We start from the raw sequence: 24117 nt of genomic DNA, 5'->3' as shown, positions 1-24117 counted from the left end.
GAGCGCCGCACAGCGGTGAAGAATCACTTCGATGGGGTACCCCGCTATGGGTAGCGAAACACACCTGACCTTGCAGGACGTGGCCTGGCACGATGCCGTAGGCCGCTTGATCGACACCCTGGACCGGGACCATTTCTGGAGCGCACTGGTGCGCCTGTTGCAGCACTATGTGCCCGTGGACAATTGGGTGGTGCTGGTCTTCAGCCCCGGCCGGCCCCAGGTACTGGCCGAGTCCCCGGCGGCGGACGGAGAGCCGGACGCGCTGTTCCAGGACTACATCAAGGGCCTCTACCTGCTGGACCCCTTCTATATCCACAATCGGGAAACGCCCCGCAGCGGCCTGTTTCGCCTGGAGGACGTGGCGCCGGAATGCTTTGAACAGACCGATTACTACCAGCGCTATTTCCGCCTGAACGTGGTGGCCGACGAGGTGCACATCAACGTCCAGCTCGATGGCGCGCGCACCCTCAGCCTGTCCCTGGGTTGCCAGTGCCGCTTCAGCCCCGAGCAGACCGCCCTGCTGGGCCTGGTCCAACCCTGGGTCGCGGCGCTGATGCGCCAGCGGCTGGTGTTCGAGCGTGAGTCGGCAGATGCGCCACAAACCGCGCCCAGCTGGCAGAGCCGCCTGGAACAGGCCACCTTGCAATCGGGTACGGCACTTTCGGCACGGGAGATGGATGTGGTCCAGCTGCTGCTCAGCGGCTGTTCGAACAAGGAGATCGCTCGCAAGCTGGCGATTTCCGCCGAGACCGTGAAGGTCCATCGCAAGCACCTGTACAGCAAGCTGGGGATCAAGTCCCAGTCCGAGCTGTTTGCCCTGTTCCTGCAGGCTCAGGAAGGTGGCGAGCAACCCTAGAAGGGGCAAAAAAAACGAGCGCACCACTCTAGGTACGCTCGCCAGGTCAAATCACGGAGCAGGCGCGCAGCGGATCAACCCGCCGCCGGCTGCCGTCCCATCGGTTTCAGGGCCGCCAGCCCACTTGCTCCAAGGCGGCCAGCAGGCGTGCGGGCTTCAAGGCCAGGACCTGGCTGCCACAGCCGCTCAGGTCATCGGCGGCCAGCATCGCATTGAGAATCGGCTCCTCCACCGCGTCCGCAGCCGCCAGGAACAACGCCGAGATGTAGTCGTTGTTGACCATCTGCAAGGCGGTGGTCGGCGCCCCCGGATGCCCGTGATTGGCCACAGGCAGATTGCGGTTGCCCACCGAGAACGCCAGGAAGATATCGCCACTGGAATCTTCAGTACCGCCACCGACCCGCGCCAGGCCGACACTGGCCCGCTGCGCCAGCCGGGTGCACTGGTGCGGCAACAAGGGGGCATCGGTGGCAATAGTGATGACGATCGAGCCCATGCCTGGCGCGCCGACATTGCTCGCGCCCTTGAACGGCGAGGCCACGTCAGCCAGCACCCGACCCACCGGGTAACCTGCCACGCGCAGCTCCTCGCGCACGCCATAGTTGGCCTGAACCAGCGCGCCGACGGTCCAGCCGCCCTGCTCCTGGCTCAAGACCCGCGATGACGTGCCGATGCCACCCTTGAATTCGTGACAGATCATCCCGGTACCGCCACCGACATTGCCCTCGGCCACAGGCCCGGAACAGGCTTCGCTCAAGGCCGCCGTTACATGCTCGGCCGTGACATGCTGCCCCCAGATATCGCTCAGCACGCCGTCGTAGGTTTCCAGCACCACCGGCATGCACCAGTAGGTGTGTTGCTTGGCCATCTCCCGCTCGGCCGCCACCAGCGCATCGCGCACCACGCCGACACTGTGGGTGTTGGTGTAGGCGATCGGCGAGGCCAGCAAGCCCGCTTCGCGAATCCACTCAAGGCCCGTGGCATCACCGTTGCCATTGAGCACATGAACCCCGGCAAAGCAGGGTTCCAGGTGCGCCGATCCGGCCCGAGGCTCGATCACCGTCACCCCGGTATGAATGGAAGCCCCGGCAGTTTCCAGGCTGAGGGTGTGATGGCCGACACGCACGCCGGGCACATCGGTAATAGCGTTGTAGACGCCTGGGGTACCCGAACCCAAGGTGATGCCAAGGTCGCGTAAACGCATTGCTGCACTCTCCACATTCGATCGATTAAGGGCTCGAAGTGTAGAAACCTGCAACGCCATTGACGATAACCCTCATTTGTTACCCCCAGCAGGGTAATGCCTGACGAGGGCAACTAAAGCGAGCTGCCCTCGCCGAATAAGTTGATACCACCTCCGAAACAAAGCTCATGAAAACAGACCCGGCAATATCCTTGAACAGCACAAGTTGGTGTGCCTGACCTGATCTTAGAAAGAGCCAGACCGCTCAACTCGAACAAACCATTCAATCATCACGAACAGCCTCTTTACGTATTAGAGATGACATTCAATCGAACAAAATCAGCCCTAAAAAGATCATCTTCAGGCGTTCCGAAAACAGCTTGGAATTAGCAGGGAGCAAACCAGGGTGCCGGCACTTCAGCCTGCACCGTAATCGTCTTGATCTGGGTGTAGGCATTCAGGGTTTCACGACAGAATTCACGACCGATACCGCTGTTCTTGTAGCCGCCAAAGGCCGTGCCGTCACTGATATTGGAGTAGCGGTTGATCCAGACCGAGCCGGCTTCCAGGCGATTGGCGGTGCTCATGGCGTGCTTCAGGTTGCTGGTGTAGATCCCGGCAGCCAGGCCGTACTCAGTGTCGTTGGCCTGGGCAATCATTTCCTCGTAGTCGCTCCACTGGATCAACGACAGCACCGGGCCGAAGATCTCTTGCTGGCAGATGCGCATCGCGTTGCGGGCCACCAGCACCGTGGGCTGGATGAAATAGCCGGCCTCGCAACCCGCTACTTCGACCCGTGCGCCTCCCACCAGCAGTTCGGCCCCTTCCTCGATACCGGCGGCGATGTACCCCAGGACCTTTTCGCCCTGACTGGCGGACACCAGGCAACTGACTCGCGATCTTTCGTCCTGGGGCGAGCCGACCCTGACCCGCTGAAAGGATTCGATCAGCTTCTGCTTGAAGGCTTCGAAGATGTCCCGATGGACAAACAACCGCGTGCCGGCCAGGCACGACTGGCCATTGTTGTGGATGGCGGCAAAGGTGGCATTGTCCACCACGGCATCCAGGTCCTGGATATCCGGGAAGACGATATTGGCACTCTTGCCCCCCAGCTCCAGTGTGACCGGCACCAGCCGCTGGGCTGCGACCCCGGCGACGATCCGGCCGACTTCAGTGCTGCCGGTGAAAGACAGCTTGCGCACCTTGGGGTGATGACTCAGGGCCGCACCCACCACGTCCCCCAGACCGGTCACGATATTGACCACCCCGGCGGGGAAGATCCGCGCGATATGCTTGCCCAGCTCCAGGGTTGACAGCGAAGCATTTTCATCGGGTTTCAGGACCACGGTGTTGCCTGCCGCCAGGGCCGGTGCCAGCTTGAACGAGGCCATGATGGCCGGCGCATTCCAGGGAATGATCTGTCCGCACACACCCAAGGGTTCCCGCTTGCCCAAGGCGTACCCGCCGGCGATTTCCCGGCCCTGATCTTCGTGGGCCATGATCACCGCCGCAAAGTAGCGGTAGTGACGCACAGCAGTTTGATAGTCCTTGCGCACTTCACTGATGCAACGCCCGACATCGTGGGCATCGATCCGCGCCAGACGCTCACTGTCGGCCTCCACCGCGTCGGCCAGGGCATTGATCAACCGGCCCCGCTCCTGCTGCCCCAGTGCCTTCCAGCCGGCAAAGGCCGCCTGGGCGGCGTCAACCGCACGTTCTACATCGGCCGCGTTGCAGTAATGGATGTGTGCCAGGCATTGGCCCGTGGCCGGATCGAGGGCGGGAACGGGAGCATTGTCGTTGTTTTCAAATGCGCCGTTAATCAACGGACCGTAAACAGGGTCAAACAAGATAGTCATATCAATGCCTCTACAAGTTAAAGATTGAAGGCCATATTGCCGATGCCCTTCGAGATAAGTTTCATATATCCAGCACAACAATCTCGATGTTAGAGTCCCCTCCTGCTTCTCAATATTTAAAAAAGGCTTATCCATGGACCCACTTTCGGGTGTTCTTTCCTTATTGCGAGTTCGCAACTATCACTCTGCAACTTTGAAGTTGGCGGGCGATTGGGCGTTCAGCTTTCCCGAGAATGCCGGGATCAAGTTCACCACCGTGGTTCAGGGCGGCGGCTGGTTATGGGTTGAGGGCGAACAACAGCCACAACGCTTGCAACAAGGCGATTGTTTCCTGATGACCCGGGGCGCGCCCTTTGCCCTCTACAGTGACCTGAACCAGGTTCCGCTCGATTCCGAGCAGTACTTCCGGCGCATCGCCGAGGATGAGATCACCCTCGACTACGGTGGCCAGGAGACCCAGCTGGTGGGCGGCCGCTTCGAGTTCACCGGGGTTCCGGCGCAGGTTCTGCTCAGTACCTTGCCGTCCCTGGTCCACCTGACCGGCATTTCAGCCCAGGCGTCGATCCTGCGCTGGGCCCTGGAGCGCTTTACCTCGGAGCTGCACCAGCACAAGCCGGGGCGCTCATTAATGACGGAACACCTGGCCCACATCATGCTCGTGGAAGTGCTGCGGGCGCACTTGGACACCCTCGACAGCGAAGGCACCGGCTGGTTTGCCGGCCTTGCCGACCGTCATCTGAGCGCCGCGATCAGCGCCCTGCATGGCGAGCCGGCACGGCGCTGGAGCGTGGAAGAGCTGGCGCGGCTGGCCAACATGTCGCGCTCGGCCTTCGCCCAGCGCTTCAAAACCATTGTCGGGGTCGCCCCCATGGAGTACCTGACGCGCTGGCGGATGCTGTTGGCCAGCGACCGCTTGCGCAATAGCGAGGACAGTATCTCCAGCATCGCCTTCTCCCTGGGCTACGAGTCGGAAAGCGCTTTCAGTACCGCGTTCAAGCGGGTCATGAGTGAAGCGCCGAGGCACTATCAGCGCGCCCAGCAAACCCTCTAGCGCAAACCGCCGCCGATAATCAGGGTCTCACCGGTGATCCAGCCGGCATCGTCCGAGGCCAGGAAGGCCACCGCCGGCGCGATGTCCCGAGGTGCACCAATCCGCCCCAGTGGGGTGATGGACTCGATCTGGCTGCGGAACTCATCGGCGAAGAAACCACTGGCATGCACACCCTCGGTTTCAACCAGCCCCGGGTTCACCGAGTTGACCCGGATCTTCCTCGCCCCCAGTTCATTGGCCAGGGTGCGGGTAATGGCATCCACCGCCCCTTTGGACGCGGTGTAGACCGTGGAGTTGGCCGGGGTAAACGAAGTGACGCTAGAGCTGATGTTGACGATGCTGCCCCCGGCCGGGTTGAAGTATTCAAGGGCGGCCTGGGAACAGAGAATCAGGCCCAGCACGTTCAAGTCGAAGTGCCGGTGAAACGCTTCTTCGGTGACCTCGGCCAGGGCCCCGGTGGAATAGACCCCGGCATTGTTCACCAGGATATCGAGGTGTCCGTACTGATGGCCGATGGTCTTGAACAGCGTCTTGACCTCAAGGCCATTGGACACATCGGCCTGGACCGCAAAAGCCCTGCCGCCCTGCTCGACAATCTGCGTCACCAGCCGGTCGGCGTCGGCCTGGCTACGGGTGTAGTTGACGATGACCGTAGCTCCCTCTGCGGCCAGTTGCCGTGCAATTTCGGCGCCGATGCCCTTGGAGGAGCCGGTGACCAGGGCGATTTTCTTTTCCAGTCTTTTCATGTTTGAACCTTGCGCTGTGCTCGTCAGTGATCCGTTCGCCCAGTGGTAGCGGGCGATGGATTGAGCTTAAGCCTGAGGTCCGGACGTGTTAATGGCTGAAAAGCCGGGAAACATGCTCCAGCGTCCAGGGCAGTGGAAGGCTCGCTCGCCGCGTGCGTCAGGAACACTGTGAAGCGACGGCATGATGGCAGCTACACAAGGCTGATCGAAAGTTGCGGATCACAACAGGCTTTGCAGTGGGTGCCGAATGTCGCCCTCCCGGCCATTCCACCACGCGGGCAGCCGTTACATCAGCACTTCGCTCTCCTTAGGCGAAAGCACTGACGGGGCCGTCCCTTGCGCTGGGCCTGAGCTGGGCGTTTCACGGGTTAATTTCACGCCGCCCCGCCCATTTCAAAAGCCATCAACGACGACAGGTCGACGCCTTTGCACATCACTGCGCGAATGGCCGGGACCAGGTCTTCCAGGGGCTGTGACTTGCCCAGAAAACCGTTGGCTTCGGTATCGATGATCTGTTTGACAAAAAACGGCGTCTCGGTAGCCGATGAAACCAGGATCTGCAATTGCGGATATTTGTGACGTAGCAGCCGGATCAAGCGCAAGCCATCGAGGTCACCTTCACCGAGTTGATAGTCGAGTATCAATAGATCCGGTTCGGTGTAACGCAAGGCTGATATCAACTCAGCGCTACTGGCATAAAGAACTATCACGGTCAGGTCCGCCAGGTCCTCCATGTGCATCTGCAATGCCATGCGAACCAGCGCGTGGTCGTCCAGCACCGCGATGCGTATTGGCCGATTCTGGGGGCGCGACATAGTTCCTCCGAGGCGTTTGATTCTGTGCGTACCACTCTAATGAGATGTATCGCCGGCCATATATAAGAAGCGTCTCTACGAACAGCCAGAGTCTTCTTGAATTTCCAGCATCGCGGCACCTGGCCGCCAGGGTCATCATGAGCGACCTCATCATCCGAGGTGATGCTCTCCTCGTTCCACCGCCAGAAAAGATAACCCGACTGAATCGGGCTTTAGGAGTTGTCTTGAAATGCACAAAGCGCAGGCTCGACAAGATCATCATTGATGACCGCCAGGAACTGGAAACTACTACAAGCGTCAACAGCAGACGCCAAACCCGACGCACCATCGGGTATCGGTCTACAGTTAGCCCACAGAGCAGACTGTCCGCTCAACTGCAGCGAGCCCCCATGCCGCCATTCGAGACACGCCCTATCCAGGTGCAGTACCTCAAAGCTGCCTGTTCAAATTGCAGCGTTCTGGAGTTGTGTTTGCCCATCGGACTCAGCCACCACGAAGTGGAACGCTTGGACACCTTGATTCTGCAACGGGTAAGGGTAAAGAAAGGCCACGCGCTGTATCACGCCGGCACCCCCTTGCACTCGCTGTACGCGGTGCGCCTGGGATTCTTCAAGACCCGCGTGCTGTCGGTGGACGGCCGTGAGCAAGTCACCGGGTTTCAGATGGCCGGGGAGATTCTCGGGCTGGATGCCATCAGCAGCAACCAGCACGCCTGCAGCGCCTTTGCCCTGGAGGATGGCGAGGTGTGCCCGATTCCCTTTGCCCAACTGGAACAGCTGTCCCAGGCCCTGCCTTCGCTGCAACACAACCTGAACAAGATCCTCAGTCGGGAGATCGTGCGTGATCACAGCATGTTGCTGCAGATGGGCAACATGAACGCCGACGAGCGCCTGGCGGCCTTTCTGCTCAACCTGTCGCAACGCCTGAGCCTGCGGGGCTATTCGTCGCGGGCCTTTGTCCTGCGGATGCGCCGCGAGGAGATCGGCTCCTACCTGGGCCTGCGCCTGGAAACCATTTGCCGGGGCATCGCCCATCTGCGGGATCTGGGCTTGGTGACCATCAACGGCAAGCAGGTCCAGATCCTCGACCTGGAAGGCCTGAAGCAGTGGGTAGCGGGTTGTCATAACGCCGCCAGGGAATAGCCCCCCCCCCCCGCCCCTCAAGGCTGCAACTCCACACTGTCCCGGTATTCCGGTACCGACACCGACCAGCCCAGTTCCAGGCTGATGCGCCGGCGCAGGGTATCGGCGGCGTTGGCCTCGCCGTGAACCACATACGTGTGTTTCGGCGCACGCTTGAAGCCTCGCAGCCATTGCATGATCTCGTCGGCATCGGCATGGGCCGAGAGGCTCTGCATGGCCGTGACCTCGGCGCGGATCGGCACTTCCCGGCCATGGATACGCACCGACTCGGCGCCGGCGATGATCTGTGCGCCACGGGTGCCGCCGGCCTGGAACCCGGGAAACAACAGGCTGTTGGCCGGGTCGGGCGCCAGTACCTTGAGGTGGTACAGCACCCGACCGCCGGTGGCCATGCCGCTGGCGGCGATGATCACCGCCGGGGTCTTGAGCGAGTCCAGGGCCATGGACTCCTGGGTGCTGCGCACGATGTGCGCGACATGGCACATGCCTTCGCACTCTTCCCGGGACAACCGGTGGTCACTGCGAAAGCGCTGGTACAGGTGGGTGGTGTCGGTGGCCATGGGGCTGTTGAGGTAGATCGGCAGGTCGGGAATCGCCTGGCGCTGGCGCAGGCGATACAGGTGGTACATCAGCAACTGCGCGCGCCCCACGGCAAAGGACGGCACCAAGGTGATGCCGCCACGCGCGGCGGTGCGGTTGATGACATCGGCCAACTGCTGCTCGGGGTCGTCCCGGGGATGCAGGCGGTCGCCGTAGGTCGACTCCACCAGCAGGTAATCGGCTTGCTCGATGCTATCGGGGGCGAACATCAGCGGGTCCTGCATGCGGCCCAGGTCACCGGAAAACACCAGGCTCATGCCCGCGGCGTCCACCTGAACCGTGGCGGCGCCGAGAATGTGCCCGGCGCCACGCAATTGGATGTGCAGCCCCGGCAGCACTTCCACCCGATGCTGCAATTGCAGTGGATGCATGAGTTTCAGGGCCCGTTCGGCATCGCGCTCGGTGTACAGCGGCAATGCCGGAGAGTGCTTGGAGAAGCCATGGCGGTTGGCGTAGGCCGCCTCCTCTTCCTGCAGGCGCGCACTGTCGCGCAGCAGAATCTTGGCCAGCTCGCAGGTGGCCGCCGTGGCATACACCGGCCCGCGATAGCCATTGCGCACCAGCACCGGCAGGTAACCGCTGTGATCCAGGTGGGCATGGGTCAGGACAATGGCATCCAGTTCACGCAGCGGCAGGCCGAAGGCTTCCCAGTTGTGCTGGCGCAGTTGCTTGTAGCCCTGGAACAGCCCGCAGTCCACCAGCACATGCCGGTCCTCATGCTGCAACAGGTATTTGCTGCCGGTGACGGTGCCGGCGGCACCGAGAAAGCTCAGGCGCATCTCCATCTCCTTTGTATCGGGCAAGGTTACGGGGCATGGCCGCTCCTCACTCCTGGGGCTCCACCAGCATCAGGCTGCAGGGGGCGTGATACAGCAGTTGCTCGGCGCTGCCGCCGACAAAGCGTTGCAGGCCCCGGCGATGCACGCGCCCGAGGATCATCAGGTCGAAGTCGTTGTCGGCGGCAAAGCGCGTGATGACCTGATGCGGCACGCCCTCCAGGCGATGACAGTGCTCCGGGGCTATGGCGTAGCGTTCGGCCAGCGTCTCGAACGCTTCTTGCTGCGCGTCGTTCACCGCATCGCGCATGCTGAGGTTGTTGTCAGGGCTGTAGATGGGCAGGTCGCTGGCGCTCTCAGTGGCCCAGTCCACCACGTTCAGCAGGTGCACCAAGGCGCCGCAGTGTCTGGACAGGGCCGCGCCCATCTCCAAAATGCGCTGGTTCAGGCCGTGGTTCAGGTATTCCAGGTGAGACAGATCCAGGGCCGCCAGTACCTTCAACGGCAAGGGATGCCGACTGTCGGTCACCAGGTGCAGCGGCGGGTGCAGGTCACGCAGCAGCAGCCAATCCAGGGGCCTGTAGAAAATGCGTCGCAGGACGGGCACTGGCTGGGCGTCCTTGATCACCAGGTCCGGGTGATAGTCGGTCACATAATCGAGGATGTCCTGCAACGGGGCCTTGGCCCACAGCACTTCGGTGGTCACTCGCAGGCCATTGGCCTGTTCGACGCTGGCCTGTTGCTCCAGCCACTGGCGATGCACCTGCAGATAGCCTTCCCGGGCCTGGGCCATGGCCTGATGATCGAACAGCCCGGCGACCTCCAGCACTTCGCTGAAGTCGAAGGCGACGATGTGCAAACTGGCGCCCATGGCCCGGGCCAGGGCACTGGCTCGGTCGAAAGCCGGCGTGCGGGACAGGGCCGTAGGTGCGATCAACAACACGCGTTGCAGTGTGGGCATGGGCACCTCCCGATCGGCGCACTGGGCAACGGCCCGGCAACCCGAACCGATGCGCCGATGATGCGCGCCACTCGGGCCGCCGATTTGACAAAAGTCACAAAGCCTCGGGTTAAGGCCGCGTCGACATCAATATCCGCGGCTGTGGCCCGCATCTGATCCAGATCAGAGCGTGCCCCGGGCAACAGGGGTAAAGGATAGTCTGCACGCGGCCCTGAGTCGCGGCCCCCCCCTTTCATCGTCCCCAGAGGATCGCCCCATGTTCAGCATCAAGGAACACAACGATCAGGCCGCCGCTGCCTATGGCGCCGTGACCGGCCTGCACTGGATCGAGGCGCTTAACGACGGCCGCCATGTGCTGATACGGCCCTTGACCGAGAAAGACCGTGAGCGCGAGTACAACTTCATCAAGCGCTTGTCCCCACAATCGCGGCACATGCGGTTTCTGGCGCAGATCAAGGAGCCCGACGCCGCCATGCTCGACCAGTTGATGGATGTCGACGGCAAACACCGCCTGGCTTATATCGCCCTGGTGCATGAACAGGGCCAGTTGATCGAGATCGGTGTCAGCCGCTATGCCGCCACGTCCAGCGATGAATGCGAATGCGCGGTCACCGTGGCCGATCAATGGCAGCATCTGGGGCTGGGATCATTGCTGATGACTCATCTGATTCGCGCCGCCCGCCAGCATGGGTTTGTGCAGATGTATTCGGTGGACAGCGGGAACAACCAGGCCATGCGCGAACTGGCCGCGCACCTGGGTTTCACTACCCACACCGACCCGGACGACGCCCATCAGGTGGTGCATCGCCTGCGTCTCTGACCGGCGGCGCCACGCCGGACCGGAGCCGGCGTGGCCTGGTGCGGTTCATGGCAAGGGATCACGCGGTGGCTTGACCGCCCAGATGCTGCAAGGCGCCTGCAACAGCAGATGTTCGGCGGTGCTGCCCAGCCGCTTGTGCAGGCCGCGGTGCTGGGTAGTACCCATGACGATCACGTCGCTCTGGTGCTCCTCGGCGAAACGACAGATTTGCTGCAACGGCATGCCCTCGATGAAGTGGCTGCGTTGCGGGGGTACACCGTGGCGCTCCGCCACAGCGCGATAGACGTCGCGTTGCGCCTCCCCCAAGGCTTCGTACATACCGCTGGCCAGGGACAGCGCTCCTGCCCCAGTGTCCTTGGCGTACACCGCCACCCAGTCGTACACATGCAGTAAATCCAACTCGGCATCGCATTGCTGCGCCAGTTTCAACGCGGCCTCGACGATTTCGTCATTGAATTGCAGGTCCTGGTCTTCGCTGCGCAAGACATCGATGATCGCCAACACCCGCCGCGGCCGCGGATGCCGGGCCTCGGTCACCAGATGCACCGCCAGCGCGCAGTCGCGCAGCAGTCGCCAGTCCAGCGGGGTGTAGAAGATCCGTCGCATCGCAGGTTCAGCATGAGCGTCCTTGATGATCAGGGCCACTGGCATCTCGCGGGCGAACTGCTGGATTTCCTGATAAGGGTGTTTCACCCAACGGGCCTCGCAGGTCACCTGCACGCCCTGCTCGCGCATCAGTTGCGCCTGTGATTCAAGCCATTGGCGGTGCAGCTCCAGGTACGCCGCCTGCAACTGCTCGGCCTGGCGGCTCTCGAACAGCTCCACCAGCGTCAACGGTTGCAGATGATCCAGGGCGACGATATGCACCGGCAGTTGCAAGACCTTGGCCAGTTCGGTGGTGCGTTCGAAAGCCGCTGAGCGTTGCATCTGCTGAGGCGCGATCAAGAGTAAACGCGGCGTCTGGTACATGGCTCACCTCGGCACTTGGCCTTGAAAACAGCGGAAGCGGGATTCAAGACTGAGCGCTATCCAGGCCTGCGAATTGATCTGGGTCAGTCGCGGGCGATGTTTTGCGCGGCGCCCTGACCGGCTACTGCAGCCAGACACCGCCCCACATCGCCAGCGTCAGCAACAGCTGCCCGGGAATTACGTACAAGGCGAAGCGACGCCCCCCACTGAGGGCCGCAAACACGCATTTGCTCAACGAGTTGCTGCTCACGGCCAGCATCACCGCACTGCCAAGCTCCGAGGCCGGCATTTGCCCGGCGGTGACCAGCGAGGCAATGGACGCTGTGGAGGCGTGAGCGTCGGCAAAGCCGCCCACCACGGCGGTCAACATCACCCCCACCTGGCCGAAGTAATTGAGCATGGCCGACGAGGCCACGGTAATGGCGGTCATGGTCAACGCGACGACCAACGCCAGCTTCGGATTAAAGGCGCCTCTGTCGATGACCGGCTCGGCGGTGTCTGGCGCACTGCGGGGGAACATCAGGCACAGCGCATACAACACCGTGCAGACGCCGCCCAGGAGCAATGGCTGCCACATGACATCCAGCAGGGTCGAATCCACGGTCGTCAGAATCAGGCCGATCTGCGCCACGGTGGCCAGGTTGGAGAGTATCGCCGCGGCCCCAAGGGCCTTGACGCGCTGGGGCGCATTGGCGACCCGCTGGCCCATGGAGGCGATGGTCAAGGTGCTCGACACAAACCCCGACGCCACCGCGCTCAGGGCATAACCGTAATGTGCACCCAAGGCCCGTACAGCCACGTGCCCCAACGCCCCTACCGCCATCAACAGCACCGTCAAAGCACCAATGGTGCGCAGGTTGAGCGCAGCAAAGGGGCCGATAAAACGATCAGGCACCAAGGGCAGGATCACCAGCGCCGCCACCAGCAGCGTCAGGCCGTCGGCGATTTCCCGGTCGCTCAGCTGGCCGCGGACAAAGTCGTGGAGTTTCTGCCGATAAGCCAACAAGCCGGTCATGATCACCGCGACCGCGATCGCCAATTGAGGCGCCGTGTCACACAGCGCACCGAGCACCAGCACCGTGATCAACGCCACTTCGCTGGTCACCCCCGGGTCATCATCCCGAGTGCGCCAATAGGCCACGATCAACAACGCGGCAATGGCAATCGCCACCGTCGCCAACAGCAACGGACCGCCGACCTTCTGGCTGACGAACCCCAGCAGCGCGGTAATGGCGAAGGTGCGCAGGCCGGCACAACTGCGCTGGCGCCCTTCTCCCTTGCGTCGCTCGCGTTCCAGGCCCACCAGCATGCCGACGCCCAGGGCGGCCGCCGCGTTGGTCAGGTGGATGGTTTCAATCATGGTCGAGCCCCAAGGAAAAATACCCCTGCGAGAATAGAGCCCCGCTGCGGCTTTGGCGAATCAAGCGCGGCGCGCGCCCCGGCGCCGTAGCCCGACTTGATCAGCGCGGGCGGCGCTTCAAGGTCTGGCTGGGCAGTTCCTTGAACAGCGCCCGGTAACTGCTGGAAAACCGCCCCAGGTGCCAGAACGACCAGCGCATCGCCACTTCGGCCACGGTGGTTTGCCAAGGCTGGCGGCTGAGCAGTTCGCGGTGAGCGCTGTTGAGCCGACGCAGGCGCAGCCATTGGCTGGGGGGCATGCCGGTGAAGGCCTTGAACGCGCTCTGCAACTGGCGCAAAGACACCCCGGCCACCTGCGACAGCTCCAGCAGGTTGAGGGTTTCTTCAGGCACATCAGCGGCCCATTGCGCCACCCGCTGCATGATCACCCGCTCCTCGCTGCGTCGTTGCAGGCCGCCACGATCCAGGCGCGTACAAGCGTTGTCGAGGATGTACAGGCAATCGTCCAGCAGTTGCTGGGTCAGGGCCTCGCGACTGGGCGGGTCCAGGGTCTGGGACAGGCGAGTCAGGGTGCTGCTTAACCATCCGCAGAACAAAGCGTTCTGCTGACAGGTCAAGGGCGCCATGAACAGGCCGTCCAGGCGCTCCACCCCAAGTCCCTGGCCCTGGACGAACTCGGGGCCGAACACCACCGCCACTTCCTGGTAGTTCTCCGGGGTGATCCAGATGTTGCGGCTCTCGCCGTTGAGCACGTAGAGGGCGTTGTCGCTGCGGTCGAAACAGAACGCCAGGGCGCCTTGCGGGGCGCTGAAGTTCTGCTCGACCCGGGTGTTCATGCATTCCTCGTAGATCTCCACGCCCTGCAAGTCCAGGTAGCGCACCAGACCGTTGAAATGCCCGGGGGACATCTGCTGGTAGTGCTGGACCCAGCCGGGGGTGGCACGGATCTGTTCGGCGACATCGGAGGTATTGAACGCTTGAACCTGAAGCGGATTGGACGCTGTCATCGGGGGACCTTACGCACTCTTTTGGTGCGTTTTGGTGCTGCTTAAAGTGGATAGATGGAACAACAAGGCTGGCCCAAGATAGTCGCCAATGCGCCGCAGGGGAAGCCTTGCCGGGATACTCCCGCTCACCTCGGAGCAGATAAAAACAATCATCGAGGTTTTTATGAACGCCCCTTTCGATCAGCTTTCCTCCTGGCTGAAAGATCACAAGATTACCGAAGTCGAGTGCGTGGTCAGCGACCTGACCGGCATCGCCCGCGGCAAGATCGCACCGACCAACAAGTTCCTCCACGAGCGCGGCATGCGCCTGCCGGAAAGTGTTCTGCTGCAAACGGTAACCGGGGATTTTGTCGACGACGACCTGTACTACGAACTGCTGGACCCGGCCGACATCGACATGGTCTGCCGCCCGGACGCGTCGTCGATCTACCTGGTGCCCTGGGCCATCGAGCCCACCGCCATCGTTATCCACGACACCTTCGACAAGTTCGGCAACCCGGTCGAGCTGTCGCCACGCAACGTGTTGAAAAAAGTCTTGCAGCTGTACACCGACAAAGGCTGGCAGCCGATCGTCGCCCCGGAAATGGAGTTCTACCTGACCCAGCGCTGCGACGACCCGGACCTGCCGCTCAAGGCCCCGCTGGGCCGCTCCGGTCGCGCGGAAAGCGGCCGCCAGTCGTTCTCCATCGACGCTGCCAACGAGTTCGATCCGCTGTTCGAAGACGTCTATGACTGGTGCGAAGCCCAGGGCCTGGACCTGGACACGTTGATCCACGAAGACGGCCCGGCGCAGATGGAAATCAACTTCCGCCACGGCGACGCCCTGGACCTGGCGGACCAGATCACCGTGTTCAAGCGCACCCTGCGCGAGGCGGCGCTCAAGCACAACGTCACCGCCACCTTCATGGCCAAGCCGGTGGCCGACGAACCCGGCAGCGCCATGCACCTGCACCAGAGCGTGGTGGACATCAGTACCGGCAAGCCGATCTTCGTCGACGAACACGGGCACAAGAGCCAGCTGTTCCTGCACCACATTGGCGGCCTGCAGAAGTACATCCCCAAGGTGCTGCCGATGTTCGCCCCCAACGTCAACTCGTTCCGCCGCTTTTTGCCGGACACCTCGGCCCCGGTGAATGTCGAATGGGGCGAGGAAAACCGCACCGTCGGCCTGCGCGTACCGACCGCCAGCCCGGACGCCATGCGCGTGGAAAACCGCCTGCCCGGCGCCGACGCCAACCCCTACCTGGCGATTGCCGCCAGCCTGCTGTGTGGCTACCTGGGCATGGTCGAGGGCATCGAGCCCAGTGCCGCGGTGGAAGGCCGGGCCTATGAGCGCCGCAACCTGCGACTGCCGATCACCATCGAGGACGCCCTGGCGCACATGGAGGATTGCCCGACCATCGAGCAGTACCTGGGGCGCAAGTTCGTCCGCGGCTACGTGGCGGTCAAGCGCGCCGAGCATGAAAACTTCAAGCGCGTGATCAGTTCCTGGGAACGCGAGTTCCTGCTGCTCAGCGTCTGATTCCCCAGCGTTTGCAATCAATAAAAACAACTCGAAGAGGTGTCGATATGCGTCTTTTGCAAGCAGTGATCCCGGTAGCACTGGCGGCCTTGATGAGCACCGCCGTCCAGGCACAACCCAGTGTCAGCGTGTACAACTGGACCGACTACATCGGCCAGACCACCCTCGCCGACTTCCAGGGCAAGACCGGGGTCAAGGTGATCTACGATGTGTTCGACTCCAACGAAACCCTGGAGGGCAAGTTGCTGGCCGGACGTACCGGCTACGACGTGGTGGTGCCCTCCAATCACTTCCTGGCGCGCCAGGTAAAGGCTGGGGCGTTTCTCAAGCTGGACCGCTCGCAGTTGCCCAACTGGAAGCACCTGGACCCCAAGCTGCTGGCCCTGCTGGAGCAGAACGACCCCGGCAACCAGTACTCGGTGCCCTACCTGTGGGGCACCAACGGCATTGGCTATAACGTCGACAAGGTCAAACAGGCGCTGGGCATCGACCACATCGACTCCTGGGCGGTGCTGCTGGAGCCTGCGAACCTGAAGAAGCTCCAGCAATGCGGGGTGTCGATGATGGACTCGCCCGATGAGGTGTTTCCGGCGGTGCTCAACTACCTGGGCCTGGACCCGCGCAGCGAAAAGCCCGAGGACTACAAGAAGGCCGAGGCCAAGCTGTTGACCCTGCGCCCGTACATCACCTACTTCCACTCCTCCAAGTACATTTCGGACTTGGCCAACGGCAATATCTGCATCGCCTTCGGCTACTCCGGGGATGTGTTCCAGGCCGCCAACCGGGCCAAGGAAGCCAAGAATGGGGTGAACATCGCCTACTCGATTCCCAAGGAAGGCAGCAACCTGTGGTTCGACCTGCTGGCGATCCCCGCCGACGCCGGTAACGTCAAGCAGGCCCATGCCTTTATCAACTACCTGCTGGACCCACAGGTGATCGCCAAGATCAGCGCCTACGTCGGCTACGCCAACCCCAATCCGGCGTCTGAGCAGTACATGGACGCCGAACTGGTGAACAACCCCGAGGTCTACCCGCCCCAGGCGGTCCTCGACAAGCTGTACATTTCCACCACCCAGCCGCCGGCCATCATGCGTTTGATGACCCGCTCCTGGAGCAAAGTGAAGTCCAACCAATGACTCAAGCAAAACCGTCGGGCAGCGCCAGCGAGCATGCCCGCTCCTACTACGCTGCCTCCGCCGGCCCCCTGCCCGGCTATCCGATCCTCAATGCTGATCTGGACGCCGATGTGTGTGTCATCGGCGGCGGCTTTACCGGGGTCAACACCGCCCTTGAACTGGCCCAGCGCGGGCTGTCGGTGATCCTCCTGGAGGCCCGGCGAATCGGTTGGGGCGCCAGCGGCCGCAATGGCGGGCAACTGATTCGTGGCATCGGCCATGACGTCAGTGGCTTCGCCCGCCATGTCGGTGAAGAAGGCGTGAAATACCTGGAACGCGCCGGAATCGAGTCGGTGGACGTGGTACGCCAGCGTATCGCCGAACACGCCATCGACTGCGACCTGCGCTGGGGGTTCTGCGAGCTGGCCAATACCCCGGCGCAGTTCGCCGCCTTTAAGAGCGAACAAGCGCGCCTGGCCGACCTGGGCTATGAGCACCCGACCCGCCGGGTGGGGCCCAAGGACATGCACCAGATAGTGGCCTCCGAGGTGTACGCCGGAGGGCTGCTGGACATGGGGTCCGGGCACCTGCATCCGCTCAAGCTGGTGCTGGGGGAAGCGCGGGCCGCGGCCTCCCTGGGGGTGAGGCTCTTCGAACAGAGCCCGGTGCTGGAGCTGGTGCATGGCAACTGCGTCGAAGTGCGTTGCGCCACAGGCACTGTGCGCGCCGCCAGCCTGGTGCTCGGATGCAACGCCCACTTGGATGAACTGGAACCGCGCCTCAGTGGCAAGGTGCTGCCGGCCGGCAGCTACATCATCACCACCGAGCCATTGCCTGAGACACTGGCGACACAGTTGATCCCGCAGAACCTGGCACTGTGCGACCAGAAAGTGGGCCTTGACTACTACCGACTGACGGCGGATCGACGCCTGCTGTTCGGCGGTGCCTGCCACTATTCAGGGCGCGATCCGGCGGACATTGGCGCCTACATGCGGCCGAAGCTGCTCAAGGTGTTCCCGCAGTTGCAGGACGTGGCCATCGACCACCAGTGGGGCGGCCAGATTGGCATCACCGCCAATCGCTTCCCCCAAGTGGGACGGCTGCGCCAGTTCCCCAACGTGTACTACGCCCAGGGCTATTCCGGTCATGGCCTGAACGTCACCCACTGGGCCGCGCGGCTGCTGGCCGAAGCCATCCACACCGGTCACAGCCGGGGGCTGGACGTGTTCAGCGGCGTACCGCACATGACCTTCCCCGGCGGCCCGGCACTGCGCGCGCCGCTGCTGGCCCTGGGGATGCTCTGGCACCGGATGCGCGAAATCCTGGCCTGAACCGGTAATGCCATTGACGGCCAGAGGATGCGGGGGTGTCGTAAGTCATGGCGCACGCCCCAAAGCAGATGCAGGAGCAGAACCTGGCGGCTGTCAGCGACGGAACTGAGAACCGTTGATCAATCGAATGACCCTGCTGTTCTCGGAGCGCTGGCGCCGCTTGCACCAGCCTCAAAACGCCGGGGCTGGAGACTGGTGCAAGCGGCGGCCTGAAATCAGGGCGCTCAGGATTGGGATTGCTGGCGAATCAGGCGCTGGGTGTTCAAGACTTTTTCCAGGGCCTGTTCGGCGTCAGGGTCTTGCATGGGGGCGCGAATCGCCGCCGATACCAGGCTGATCAACTTGGCCATGACTTCCGCGTCGGTGGCCGGACGGCCCAAACTCATGGCCTGCATCAGCAGGCGCAGTTCGGTGCCGGCCATCACCCCGGAAATCGCCTTGAGGGCAAACTGCAAACGCACCCCCAGTTCGTTGCGCGGCAAGTCCGGCAAGGCCAGGGCGAATGCCTTGAAGAAGCGTTCGAACACCGGCTGGTAGTGTTCCTTGAGGTATTCCTGAATGAACGGCGAGGTGTCGCTGTACACCCGGCCGAGAAAACGAATGAACGAGCGTCCTTCCAAACCGCCATTTTCATCGCTGCGTTCCAGGCCCATGGCCGGGGCAAACAACACCCCCAGCAGCGTCTCGCAATCGAGCGGCTCGTCGGCCTGCGCTTCGCACTGGGCCAACAGTTCCAGACGTTGATCGTTGAGTGGCCCCAGACGCTGCATCAGCAGGGCTTTCATCAGCGAGTCCTTGTCGCCGAAGTGATAGTTGACCGCCGCCAGGTTGACCTGGGCGCGCTCGGTAATTTGCCGCAGCAGCACCGCGTCGTAACCGTACTTGATGAACAATGCCTCGGTGGCTTCCAGCAATCGGGTCTTGGTGACATTGGGTGCACTGAGTTTCTTGGCGACCATGTAGGACTAACCTTTGCGCAGATGAAAAATCTGACCGTTTGAACAGTGTTTTAAAAAAAAATTTGATTTTTTATACTCGCGAGACTCCCTAAAAGCAAGCGTTTGAGGGACTTCCCGCGCAGTCCAAGGCCCTTTTGTGACCAGTGGGTTCCTGTCAAAAAACTCACGAAAAAAGCCCGCCATCAGCCACTTCAGGCGGGTGGCGCACCAGGATGAACGCAGTTACTATTCAAACAATTTTTTAAAAATAATAAATAAAACCAGAGCTTGACGTTGCCCCGGAGAAACCCGCCCACCGATCATTGCGGCGCGGTTTTGCCGATGGCCCGCCAAGCCAGCCGGCGCGGTAAGCGATGACAGCGACGATAATCGACCCAGGTTTTATCTCCCTGCAAGGCATAGGCAAGCGCTATCGACTGGCGGAGCAAGCGCTCCACATCCTCAAGCACGTATCCCTGACTCTCAACGCCGGTGAGAGCTGCGCCATTCTCGGTGCTTCCGGCTCCGGCAAGAGCACCTTGCTGAACATCCTCGGCCTGCTGGACCTGCCCGACTGTGGCGAGTATCGCTTCGCCGGCCACGATATCTTCCGCGCCAGCCCCGACCAGTTGGCGGCGATCCGCAACCAGCAGATCGGCTTCGTGTTCCAGAGTTTCAACCTGTTGCCGCGCCTCAGCGCCCTGGACAACGTCGCCCTGCCCTTGAGCTATCGCGGCGTGGCCCGACGTGAAGCTCTGGAGCGGGCCATGCGTCTGCTTGATCAGGTGGGCCTGGGCCAACGGGCCGACCACCGTCCGGCGGATCTGTCCGGCGGCCAACGGCAGAGGGTGGCGATTGCCCGGGCGCTGGTGGGCGAGCCTTCGCTGATCCTCGCCGACGAACCCACTGGCAACCTCGACAGCCACACCGCCCAGGACATCATGGACCTGCTGCTGTCGCTGAACCGTGAACGCCAGGTGACGCTGGTCATCGTCACCCACGACCCGAATATCGCCCAGCGCCTGGAGCGGCAAATACACGTCAGCAACGGTGTGGTCCAGGAGGTCTGCCCGGCATGAGCCTCAAGGTCGAGCAAAACGCCAGTCAATTGCTGCACGAGGCCTTCGTCAGCCTGCGCACCCTGGGCAAGCGCTCGATCCTGGCGCTATTGGGGATCATCATCGGCAGCTCGTCAGTGGTGGCCCTGATCAACATCGGTCACAACGCCGCCGAGGACGCCGCGGCGATCTTCCAGAACATGGGCACCGACACCCTGGTGGCGCGTTTTCCCGCCAGCGCCGACAGCCGCATGCCCATGCCGACGACCCTTGACACCAAGGCCCTGAGCCAGGCCGTGCCCAGCCTGATCGACATTGCCCCTACGGCGTTGCTCAGTGCAACGGTCACGCGCAATGGCCGCGCCGCCAATGCCAGCGTGGTGGGCGCCACCGCCGAACTGGCATCGGCCATGCGCCTGCAACTGCGCGAAGGGCGTTTTCTTTCGGACTTCGACCAGAACGAAATCTACGCGGTGGTCGGCCATCAGGTTGCTGAGGCCCTGGGCGTGCCGGGGGCCCCCTTGAGCATCGGCGACCGGGTGCAAATCAACGACTACCTGTTTCTGGTCATCGGGATTCTGCAGAGCCAGCCCAGCGCGGTGCTGGTGCCGATCCAGGCCAACGATTCGCTGTTCCTGCCCCAAAGCAGCATGCGGCGTATTTTCCCTTCGCCACACATCGACAACGTGGTCACCCGAGTCGCCGGCGGTGAGGACATGGAGCGGATCGCCACGGCACTGGCCGAGGCCCTGAAAACGCTATTGCGCGGGCGCGAAGTAGAGGTTCAGGTACCGCAACAGATCATCGACGGCATGACCCGGCAAAGCCGGACCTTCGGCTATCTGCTGATGGCCCTGGGCGGGATCTCACTGGTGGGCGGCGGGGTCGGGGTCATGAATGTGATGCTGATGAATGTCGCCGAGCGCCGTCGCGAAATCGGCATCCGTATGGCACTGGGCGCGCGGCAACGGGACATCCGTAACCTGTTCCTGCTCGAAGCCGTGACCCTGACCGCGGTCGGCGCCTTGTCGGGCGCGATACTGGGAGTCACCTCGGCCTATATCTACGCCAAGATGTCCGGCTGGCATTTCTCCCTCGCGGCCGCCTCATTGCCCCTGGGCATTGGCAGTACCTTGCTGGTGGGGCTGTTTTTTGGGCTGTACCCGGCGATCTCGGCTTCCAGGCTGCAACCGGTGGAGGCCCTGCGCGATGAATGACTGGCGCATGGCGATACTGGCGGGGCTGTGCCTGTTGCACCTGCCCGCGCTCAGTGCCAGGGAACTGCTGAGCCCTCCCTCAGCCCCCAGCCTACGCAGCCACCAGGAGCGCAGTGTCCTGCTGAGTCAGCAAATGACCGACCTGACCCTGGGCGACGCGGTCTACCTGGGGCTGCGCAACAACCGCAGCATCCGCAGCGCCTACCTGCAGCGGATAACGCAGAAATTCGACCTGCGGGTGGCCGAGGACGTGTTCAATCCCAAGCTGCTGATCTCCGGCAACTATCGCAGCACCAGGGGCAGCACAGATACCACGCAGAACACCAACCTGGTGCCTGCCACCAGCTTGCTGAGCAAATACGGCACGCGCCTGAGCATGGCCTGGACCCAGGACCTGAACAAGGGCGATCGGCTTGGGCGCAACCGCAGCGACGGCCTGGACCTGGCGATTATCCAGCCGTTGCTGCGCGGTGCCGGTTGGGACGTGACCACCGCACCACTGCGATTGGCGCGAATCAATGAACAGAGCAACCGCCTGACCCTCAAGGCCGGGGTGGCTCAGACCATCACCTTGATCATCACCAGCTACCGGGAGCTGTTGCGCTCCCAGGAGCAATTGAACATTGCCCAGGATGCGCTGAAACGCGCCAAGGCCCTGCTTGAGGTCAACCGCGCGCTGATCGCCGCCGGGCGCATGGCCGAATTCGAAATCGTGCAGACCGAGGCGGACATCGCCAGCCAGGAACTGGGGGTCGAGGAAGCGCGCAACCAGGTGGACCTCAACCGCCTGTCATTGCTGCGCCTGCTGGCCCTGGACATGTCCACCCAGATTCACGCCAGCGAAGCCTTGCAGGCATCGAAGATCAGCATCGATCAGCGCGAAGCCCTGCGCCTGGCGCAAACCCAGCAACCCGAATACCTGGCCACCCTGCTGGGCAGTCAGCAAGCCGACCTGAACCTGGTGATGGCCGAGGATCAGGGGCGCTGGGACGTCTCCCTGATCGCCGGGGCCAACCAGACTCGCAGCCGATATGCCAACGAAACCAGTAACGGTTCGCAGCGGCGCTGGGACAGCTACGCCGGGGTGCAGGTGCAGATCCCCATTGGCGACTTGAGCACTCGTCAGGCCGAGGTGCATGCCCGGGTCAACGTGCAGAACCAGGAAATCATCCTCGCCGACGCGCGGCAGGTCCTGGAGCGTGATGTCAATAACGTGGTACGAGACCTGGGCACCCGCTGGCGCCAATACGAGATCGCCCAGCGGGCCAGCGAACTGTCGAAACGCAAGCTGCAGATCGAACGGGACAAGCTCAGTGCCGGTCGCTCCAGCAACTTCCAGGTGCTGAGTTTCGAAGGTGATCTGCGCAATGCCGAAAATGCCCGGCTCAACGCACTGATCGCCTACCTGAACGCCCAGACGCAACTGGACCTGACCCTGGGCATGACTTTGGAGAGCTGGGACATTGCGCTCAATGACTTCTGAAAAACCACCGGCGGACAAGCGCCGTCGCCCTGTCCTGCAAGCGCTTGCCCTGGCCGTCGGGATTGCCCTGGGCGGCGCGGCCCTGGTCAATTACCAGTCCTCCGCCGACGCCCCGCCAGGCGATGCCCGCTGGGTGCCGGTTCAGCGCACGTTGCTGACTCATCAGATCGGTCTGGTGGGCAAGATCGAACCGCAGGAGACGGTGATCCTCACCGCGCCGTTTGAAGGCAATGTGCAAGCCACCCTGGTGGAACAGGGGCAGCGCGTCGAGGCCGGCCAGGTACTGTTACAGATGGACCCGGAGCTGGTGGAAATTCAACGGCGAGAAGCACTCTCGACCTTGCTCAAGGCGCGCCGCAACGTCCAGGAACTGCAGGACTGGAACAACGGCGCCATGGTCAGCCGGGCCCGTCGTGCCTTGCGCAATTCACAAATGTCCCTGGCCAACACCGAGCGCAAGCTGCGCGAAAGCCAGAGCTTGTTTGAGCGGGGCATCATCCCGCGCAACGAACTCAACGATCAGAAACAGCAAGCGCAGATGCAACGCCTGGATCTGGCGGCGGCCCAGAGTGAATTGCAACAGGCACTGAATCAAGGAACCGGGGAGTACCGACAGATTGCCGAGATGGAACTGACCAACGCCACGGTCAAGTACGAAGCTTTGCGCAAACTGCTGGACGGCAAAGAGGTGCGCGCGCCTTTTGCCGGTATCGTCGTGCCGGCCACCGGCGGAGGCCCTGGCGCGAATACCACCAGGGCCTCCAGCGGGCCGGTGCAGACCGGCTCACGCCTGAGCCAGGGGCAAGTGCTGTTCGGCTTGGCCAACATCGAGCAGTTGAAGATCGTCAGCCGGGTCTCGGAACTGGACATCAACCAGTTGCACCCGGGCCAGCACGTGGAAATCCTCGGTGATGGCTTCGACGGTGAGCGCCTGGAAGGCGTGGTGGATATCGTCAGCAGCCTGGCCCTGCCCAACGACTCTCTGGGCGCCGGTGCACAGTTCCCCGTGACCCTGTCGGTGCCCAAGATGAGCCGTGAACAACGGCAACGGATCCGCCTGGGCATGAGCGCGCGCCTGACCATCATCACCTACCGCAACGAGCAGGCCATCGTGCTGCCGGCGGCGGCGATCCAGCGCCGAACCGATGGCATGCATGTGGAGTACCGGGCGGCGCCCGACCAGCCGAGCCAGTACCTGAAGGTGACGGTGGGCCAATCGACCCCTGAAGGGGTGGAAGTGTTCGGGCTGCAACCTGGCCAGGTACGCCTGCCCAACGCCCTGTAGCAGCGGCTTGCCAACGTAGGGGCG

General features: G+C 62.6%; 21 protein-coding genes. 11 read left to right on the top strand and 10 right to left on the bottom strand.

The window, feature by feature from the left end; translation table 11 throughout:
* Positions 1-46 precede the first annotated feature (46 nt).
* The gene (locus tag PLD_RS04465; RefSeq protein WP_159890216.1) at positions 47-856 is read left to right on the top strand and encodes a helix-turn-helix transcriptional regulator; all 810 of its coding nucleotides are present in this window, start codon (positions 47-49) and stop codon (positions 854-856) included.
* Between the two features lie 106 nt (positions 857-962).
* Here PLD_RS04465 and PLD_RS04460 read toward each other — a convergent pair whose 3' ends face one another.
* Both PLD_RS04460 and PLD_RS04455 read right to left on the bottom strand, forming a co-directional pair.
* A complete protein-coding gene (locus PLD_RS04460) occupies positions 963-2060 on the bottom strand; it encodes a P1 family peptidase (RefSeq protein ID WP_159890214.1) in 1098 nt (365 codons plus the stop codon).
* Positions 2061-2425: 365 nt separating this feature from the next.
* Positions 2426-3898, bottom strand: coding sequence for an aldehyde dehydrogenase (locus tag PLD_RS04455; protein WP_159890212.1), 1473 nt, complete (start codon positions 3896-3898; stop codon positions 2426-2428).
* Positions 3899-4031: 133 nt separating this feature from the next.
* Between PLD_RS04455 and PLD_RS04450 the strand changes: the two genes are divergently transcribed.
* Positions 4032-4949, top strand: a complete 918-nt coding sequence (locus tag PLD_RS04450) for an AraC family transcriptional regulator (RefSeq protein ID WP_159890210.1) — start codon at positions 4032-4034, stop codon at positions 4947-4949.
* Here the strand turns inward: PLD_RS04450 and PLD_RS04445 are convergent.
* Together PLD_RS04445 and PLD_RS04440 are read right to left on the bottom strand one after the other, a co-directional pair.
* A complete protein-coding gene (locus PLD_RS04445; protein ID WP_159890208.1) occupies positions 4946-5695 on the bottom strand; it encodes an SDR family NAD(P)-dependent oxidoreductase in 750 nt (249 codons plus the stop codon). The genes PLD_RS04450 and PLD_RS04445 overlap by 4 nt on opposite strands.
* Positions 5696-6069: 374 nt before the next feature.
* Positions 6070-6510 (bottom strand): response regulator transcription factor, encoded by a 441-nt coding sequence (locus tag PLD_RS04440; RefSeq protein WP_159890206.1) that lies wholly within the window; start codon positions 6508-6510, stop codon positions 6070-6072.
* A 389-nt stretch (positions 6511-6899) separates the two neighbouring features.
* Between PLD_RS04440 and fnr the strand changes: the two genes are divergently transcribed.
* On the top strand, positions 6900-7652 hold the full coding sequence (fnr, locus tag PLD_RS04435; RefSeq protein WP_159890204.1) for a fumarate/nitrate reduction transcriptional regulator Fnr: 753 nt from the start codon (positions 6900-6902) through the stop codon (positions 7650-7652).
* A 17-nt stretch (positions 7653-7669) separates the two neighbouring features.
* On the opposite strand, the gene PLD_RS04430 is transcribed toward fnr, so the two are convergent.
* Positions 7670-9031, bottom strand: a complete 1362-nt coding sequence (locus tag PLD_RS04430; RefSeq protein ID WP_159890202.1) for an MBL fold metallo-hydrolase RNA specificity domain-containing protein — start codon at positions 9029-9031, stop codon at positions 7670-7672.
* 46 nt (positions 9032-9077) lie between these two features.
* Positions 9078-9989 carry a universal stress protein gene (locus PLD_RS04425; protein ID WP_159890200.1) on the bottom strand — a complete coding sequence of 304 codons (912 nt, stop codon included), beginning with the start codon at positions 9987-9989 and terminating at the stop codon, positions 9078-9080.
* A 256-nt stretch (positions 9990-10245) separates the two neighbouring features.
* Between PLD_RS04425 and PLD_RS04420 the strand changes: the two genes are divergently transcribed.
* The gene (locus PLD_RS04420) at positions 10246-10809 is read left to right on the top strand and encodes a GNAT family N-acetyltransferase (RefSeq protein WP_159890198.1); all 564 of its coding nucleotides are present in this window, start codon (positions 10246-10248) and stop codon (positions 10807-10809) included.
* 45 nt (positions 10810-10854) lie between these two features.
* Here PLD_RS04420 and PLD_RS04415 read toward each other — a convergent pair whose 3' ends face one another.
* From PLD_RS04415 to PLD_RS04405, 3 genes are all read right to left on the bottom strand, one after another.
* Positions 10855-11778: a universal stress protein gene (locus PLD_RS04415; protein WP_159890196.1), complete on the bottom strand. Its 924-nt coding sequence runs from the start codon at positions 11776-11778 to the stop codon at positions 10855-10857.
* Positions 11779-11899: 121 nt separating this feature from the next.
* Positions 11900-13138, bottom strand: a complete 1239-nt coding sequence (locus PLD_RS04410; RefSeq protein WP_159890194.1) for a DUF4010 domain-containing protein — start codon at positions 13136-13138, stop codon at positions 11900-11902.
* Positions 13139-13238: 100 nt separating this feature from the next.
* Positions 13239-14144 carry a helix-turn-helix domain-containing protein gene (locus PLD_RS04405; protein ID WP_159890192.1) on the bottom strand — a complete coding sequence of 302 codons (906 nt, stop codon included), beginning with the start codon at positions 14142-14144 and terminating at the stop codon, positions 13239-13241.
* A gap of 163 nt (positions 14145-14307) precedes the next feature.
* On the opposite strand from PLD_RS04405, the gene PLD_RS04400 reads away from it, so the two are divergent.
* The 3 genes from PLD_RS04400 to PLD_RS04390 are packed head-to-tail and all read left to right on the top strand — an operon-like array spanning position 14308 to position 18112.
* Positions 14308-15666, top strand: coding sequence for a glutamine synthetase family protein (locus PLD_RS04400; RefSeq protein ID WP_159890190.1), 1359 nt, complete (start codon positions 14308-14310; stop codon positions 15664-15666).
* A gap of 47 nt (positions 15667-15713) precedes the next feature.
* A complete protein-coding gene (locus PLD_RS04395; protein ID WP_159890188.1) occupies positions 15714-16802 on the top strand; it encodes a polyamine ABC transporter substrate-binding protein in 1089 nt (362 codons plus the stop codon).
* Positions 16799-18112 (top strand): FAD-binding oxidoreductase, encoded by a 1314-nt coding sequence (locus PLD_RS04390; protein WP_159890186.1) that lies wholly within the window; start codon positions 16799-16801, stop codon positions 18110-18112. The genes PLD_RS04395 and PLD_RS04390 overlap by 4 nt, the downstream gene beginning before the upstream one ends.
* Before the next feature lie 224 nt (positions 18113-18336).
* Here the strand turns inward: PLD_RS04390 and PLD_RS04385 are convergent, their stop codons facing one another.
* Positions 18337-19071 carry a TetR/AcrR family transcriptional regulator gene (locus tag PLD_RS04385; RefSeq protein ID WP_159890184.1) on the bottom strand — a complete coding sequence of 245 codons (735 nt, stop codon included), beginning with the start codon at positions 19069-19071 and terminating at the stop codon, positions 18337-18339.
* A 353-nt stretch (positions 19072-19424) separates the two neighbouring features.
* Between PLD_RS04385 and PLD_RS04380 the strand changes: the two genes are divergently transcribed.
* The 4 genes from PLD_RS04380 to PLD_RS04365 are packed head-to-tail and all read left to right on the top strand — an operon-like array spanning position 19425 to position 24093.
* A complete protein-coding gene (locus tag PLD_RS04380; RefSeq protein ID WP_159890182.1) occupies positions 19425-20129 on the top strand; it encodes an ABC transporter ATP-binding protein in 705 nt (234 codons plus the stop codon).
* Entirely contained in the window at positions 20126-21325 is a 1200-nt protein-coding gene (locus PLD_RS04375) for an ABC transporter permease (protein WP_159890180.1), read from the top strand. The genes PLD_RS04380 and PLD_RS04375 overlap by 4 nt, the downstream gene beginning before the upstream one ends.
* Entirely contained in the window at positions 21318-22808 is a 1491-nt protein-coding gene (locus tag PLD_RS04370) for a TolC family protein (protein WP_159890178.1), read from the top strand. Before PLD_RS04375 ends, PLD_RS04370 begins: the two co-directional genes overlap by 8 nt.
* Positions 22798-24093 carry an efflux RND transporter periplasmic adaptor subunit gene (locus PLD_RS04365; protein WP_159890176.1) on the top strand — a complete coding sequence of 432 codons (1296 nt, stop codon included), beginning with the start codon at positions 22798-22800 and terminating at the stop codon, positions 24091-24093. The genes PLD_RS04370 and PLD_RS04365 overlap by 11 nt, the downstream gene beginning before the upstream one ends.
* Positions 24094-24117: the final 24 nt, after the last annotated feature.

The sequence above is a fragment of the Pseudomonas sp. LD120 genome (assembly GCF_009861525.1).
Taxonomy (GTDB): domain Bacteria; phylum Pseudomonadota; class Gammaproteobacteria; order Pseudomonadales; family Pseudomonadaceae; genus Aquipseudomonas.
This window is presented reverse-complemented; position numbering and strand designations above follow the sequence as displayed.

Coding starts and splice junctions, on each gene's coding strand:
- PLD_RS04465 (WP_159890216.1), top strand. CDS start 47: ATGGGTAGCGAAACACACCTGACCTTGCAGGACGTGGCCTGGCACGAT.
- PLD_RS04460 (WP_159890214.1), bottom strand. CDS start 2,060: ATGCGTTTACGCGACCTTGGCATCACCTTGGGTTCGGGTACCCCAGGC.
- PLD_RS04455 (WP_159890212.1), bottom strand. CDS start 3,898: ATGACTATCTTGTTTGACCCTGTTTACGGTCCGTTGATTAACGGCGCA.
- PLD_RS04450 (WP_159890210.1), top strand. CDS start 4,032: ATGGACCCACTTTCGGGTGTTCTTTCCTTATTGCGAGTTCGCAACTAT.
- PLD_RS04445 (WP_159890208.1), bottom strand. CDS start 5,695: ATGAAAAGACTGGAAAAGAAAATCGCCCTGGTCACCGGCTCCTCCAAG.
- PLD_RS04440 (WP_159890206.1), bottom strand. CDS start 6,510: ATGTCGCGCCCCCAGAATCGGCCAATACGCATCGCGGTGCTGGACGAC.
- fnr (WP_159890204.1), top strand. CDS start 6,900: ATGCCGCCATTCGAGACACGCCCTATCCAGGTGCAGTACCTCAAAGCT.
- PLD_RS04430 (WP_159890202.1), bottom strand. CDS start 9,031: ATGCGCCTGAGCTTTCTCGGTGCCGCCGGCACCGTCACCGGCAGCAAA.
- PLD_RS04425 (WP_159890200.1), bottom strand. CDS start 9,989: ATGCCCACACTGCAACGCGTGTTGTTGATCGCACCTACGGCCCTGTCC.
- PLD_RS04420 (WP_159890198.1), top strand. CDS start 10,246: ATGTTCAGCATCAAGGAACACAACGATCAGGCCGCCGCTGCCTATGGC.
- PLD_RS04415 (WP_159890196.1), bottom strand. CDS start 11,778: ATGTACCAGACGCCGCGTTTACTCTTGATCGCGCCTCAGCAGATGCAA.
- PLD_RS04410 (WP_159890194.1), bottom strand. CDS start 13,138: ATGATTGAAACCATCCACCTGACCAACGCGGCGGCCGCCCTGGGCGTC.
- PLD_RS04405 (WP_159890192.1), bottom strand. CDS start 14,144: ATGACAGCGTCCAATCCGCTTCAGGTTCAAGCGTTCAATACCTCCGAT.
- PLD_RS04400 (WP_159890190.1), top strand. CDS start 14,308: ATGAACGCCCCTTTCGATCAGCTTTCCTCCTGGCTGAAAGATCACAAG.
- PLD_RS04395 (WP_159890188.1), top strand. CDS start 15,714: ATGCGTCTTTTGCAAGCAGTGATCCCGGTAGCACTGGCGGCCTTGATG.
- PLD_RS04390 (WP_159890186.1), top strand. CDS start 16,799: ATGACTCAAGCAAAACCGTCGGGCAGCGCCAGCGAGCATGCCCGCTCC.
- PLD_RS04385 (WP_159890184.1), bottom strand. CDS start 19,071: ATGGTCGCCAAGAAACTCAGTGCACCCAATGTCACCAAGACCCGATTG.
- PLD_RS04380 (WP_159890182.1), top strand. CDS start 19,425: ATGACAGCGACGATAATCGACCCAGGTTTTATCTCCCTGCAAGGCATA.
- PLD_RS04375 (WP_159890180.1), top strand. CDS start 20,126: ATGAGCCTCAAGGTCGAGCAAAACGCCAGTCAATTGCTGCACGAGGCC.
- PLD_RS04370 (WP_159890178.1), top strand. CDS start 21,318: ATGAATGACTGGCGCATGGCGATACTGGCGGGGCTGTGCCTGTTGCAC.
- PLD_RS04365 (WP_159890176.1), top strand. CDS start 22,798: ATGACTTCTGAAAAACCACCGGCGGACAAGCGCCGTCGCCCTGTCCTG.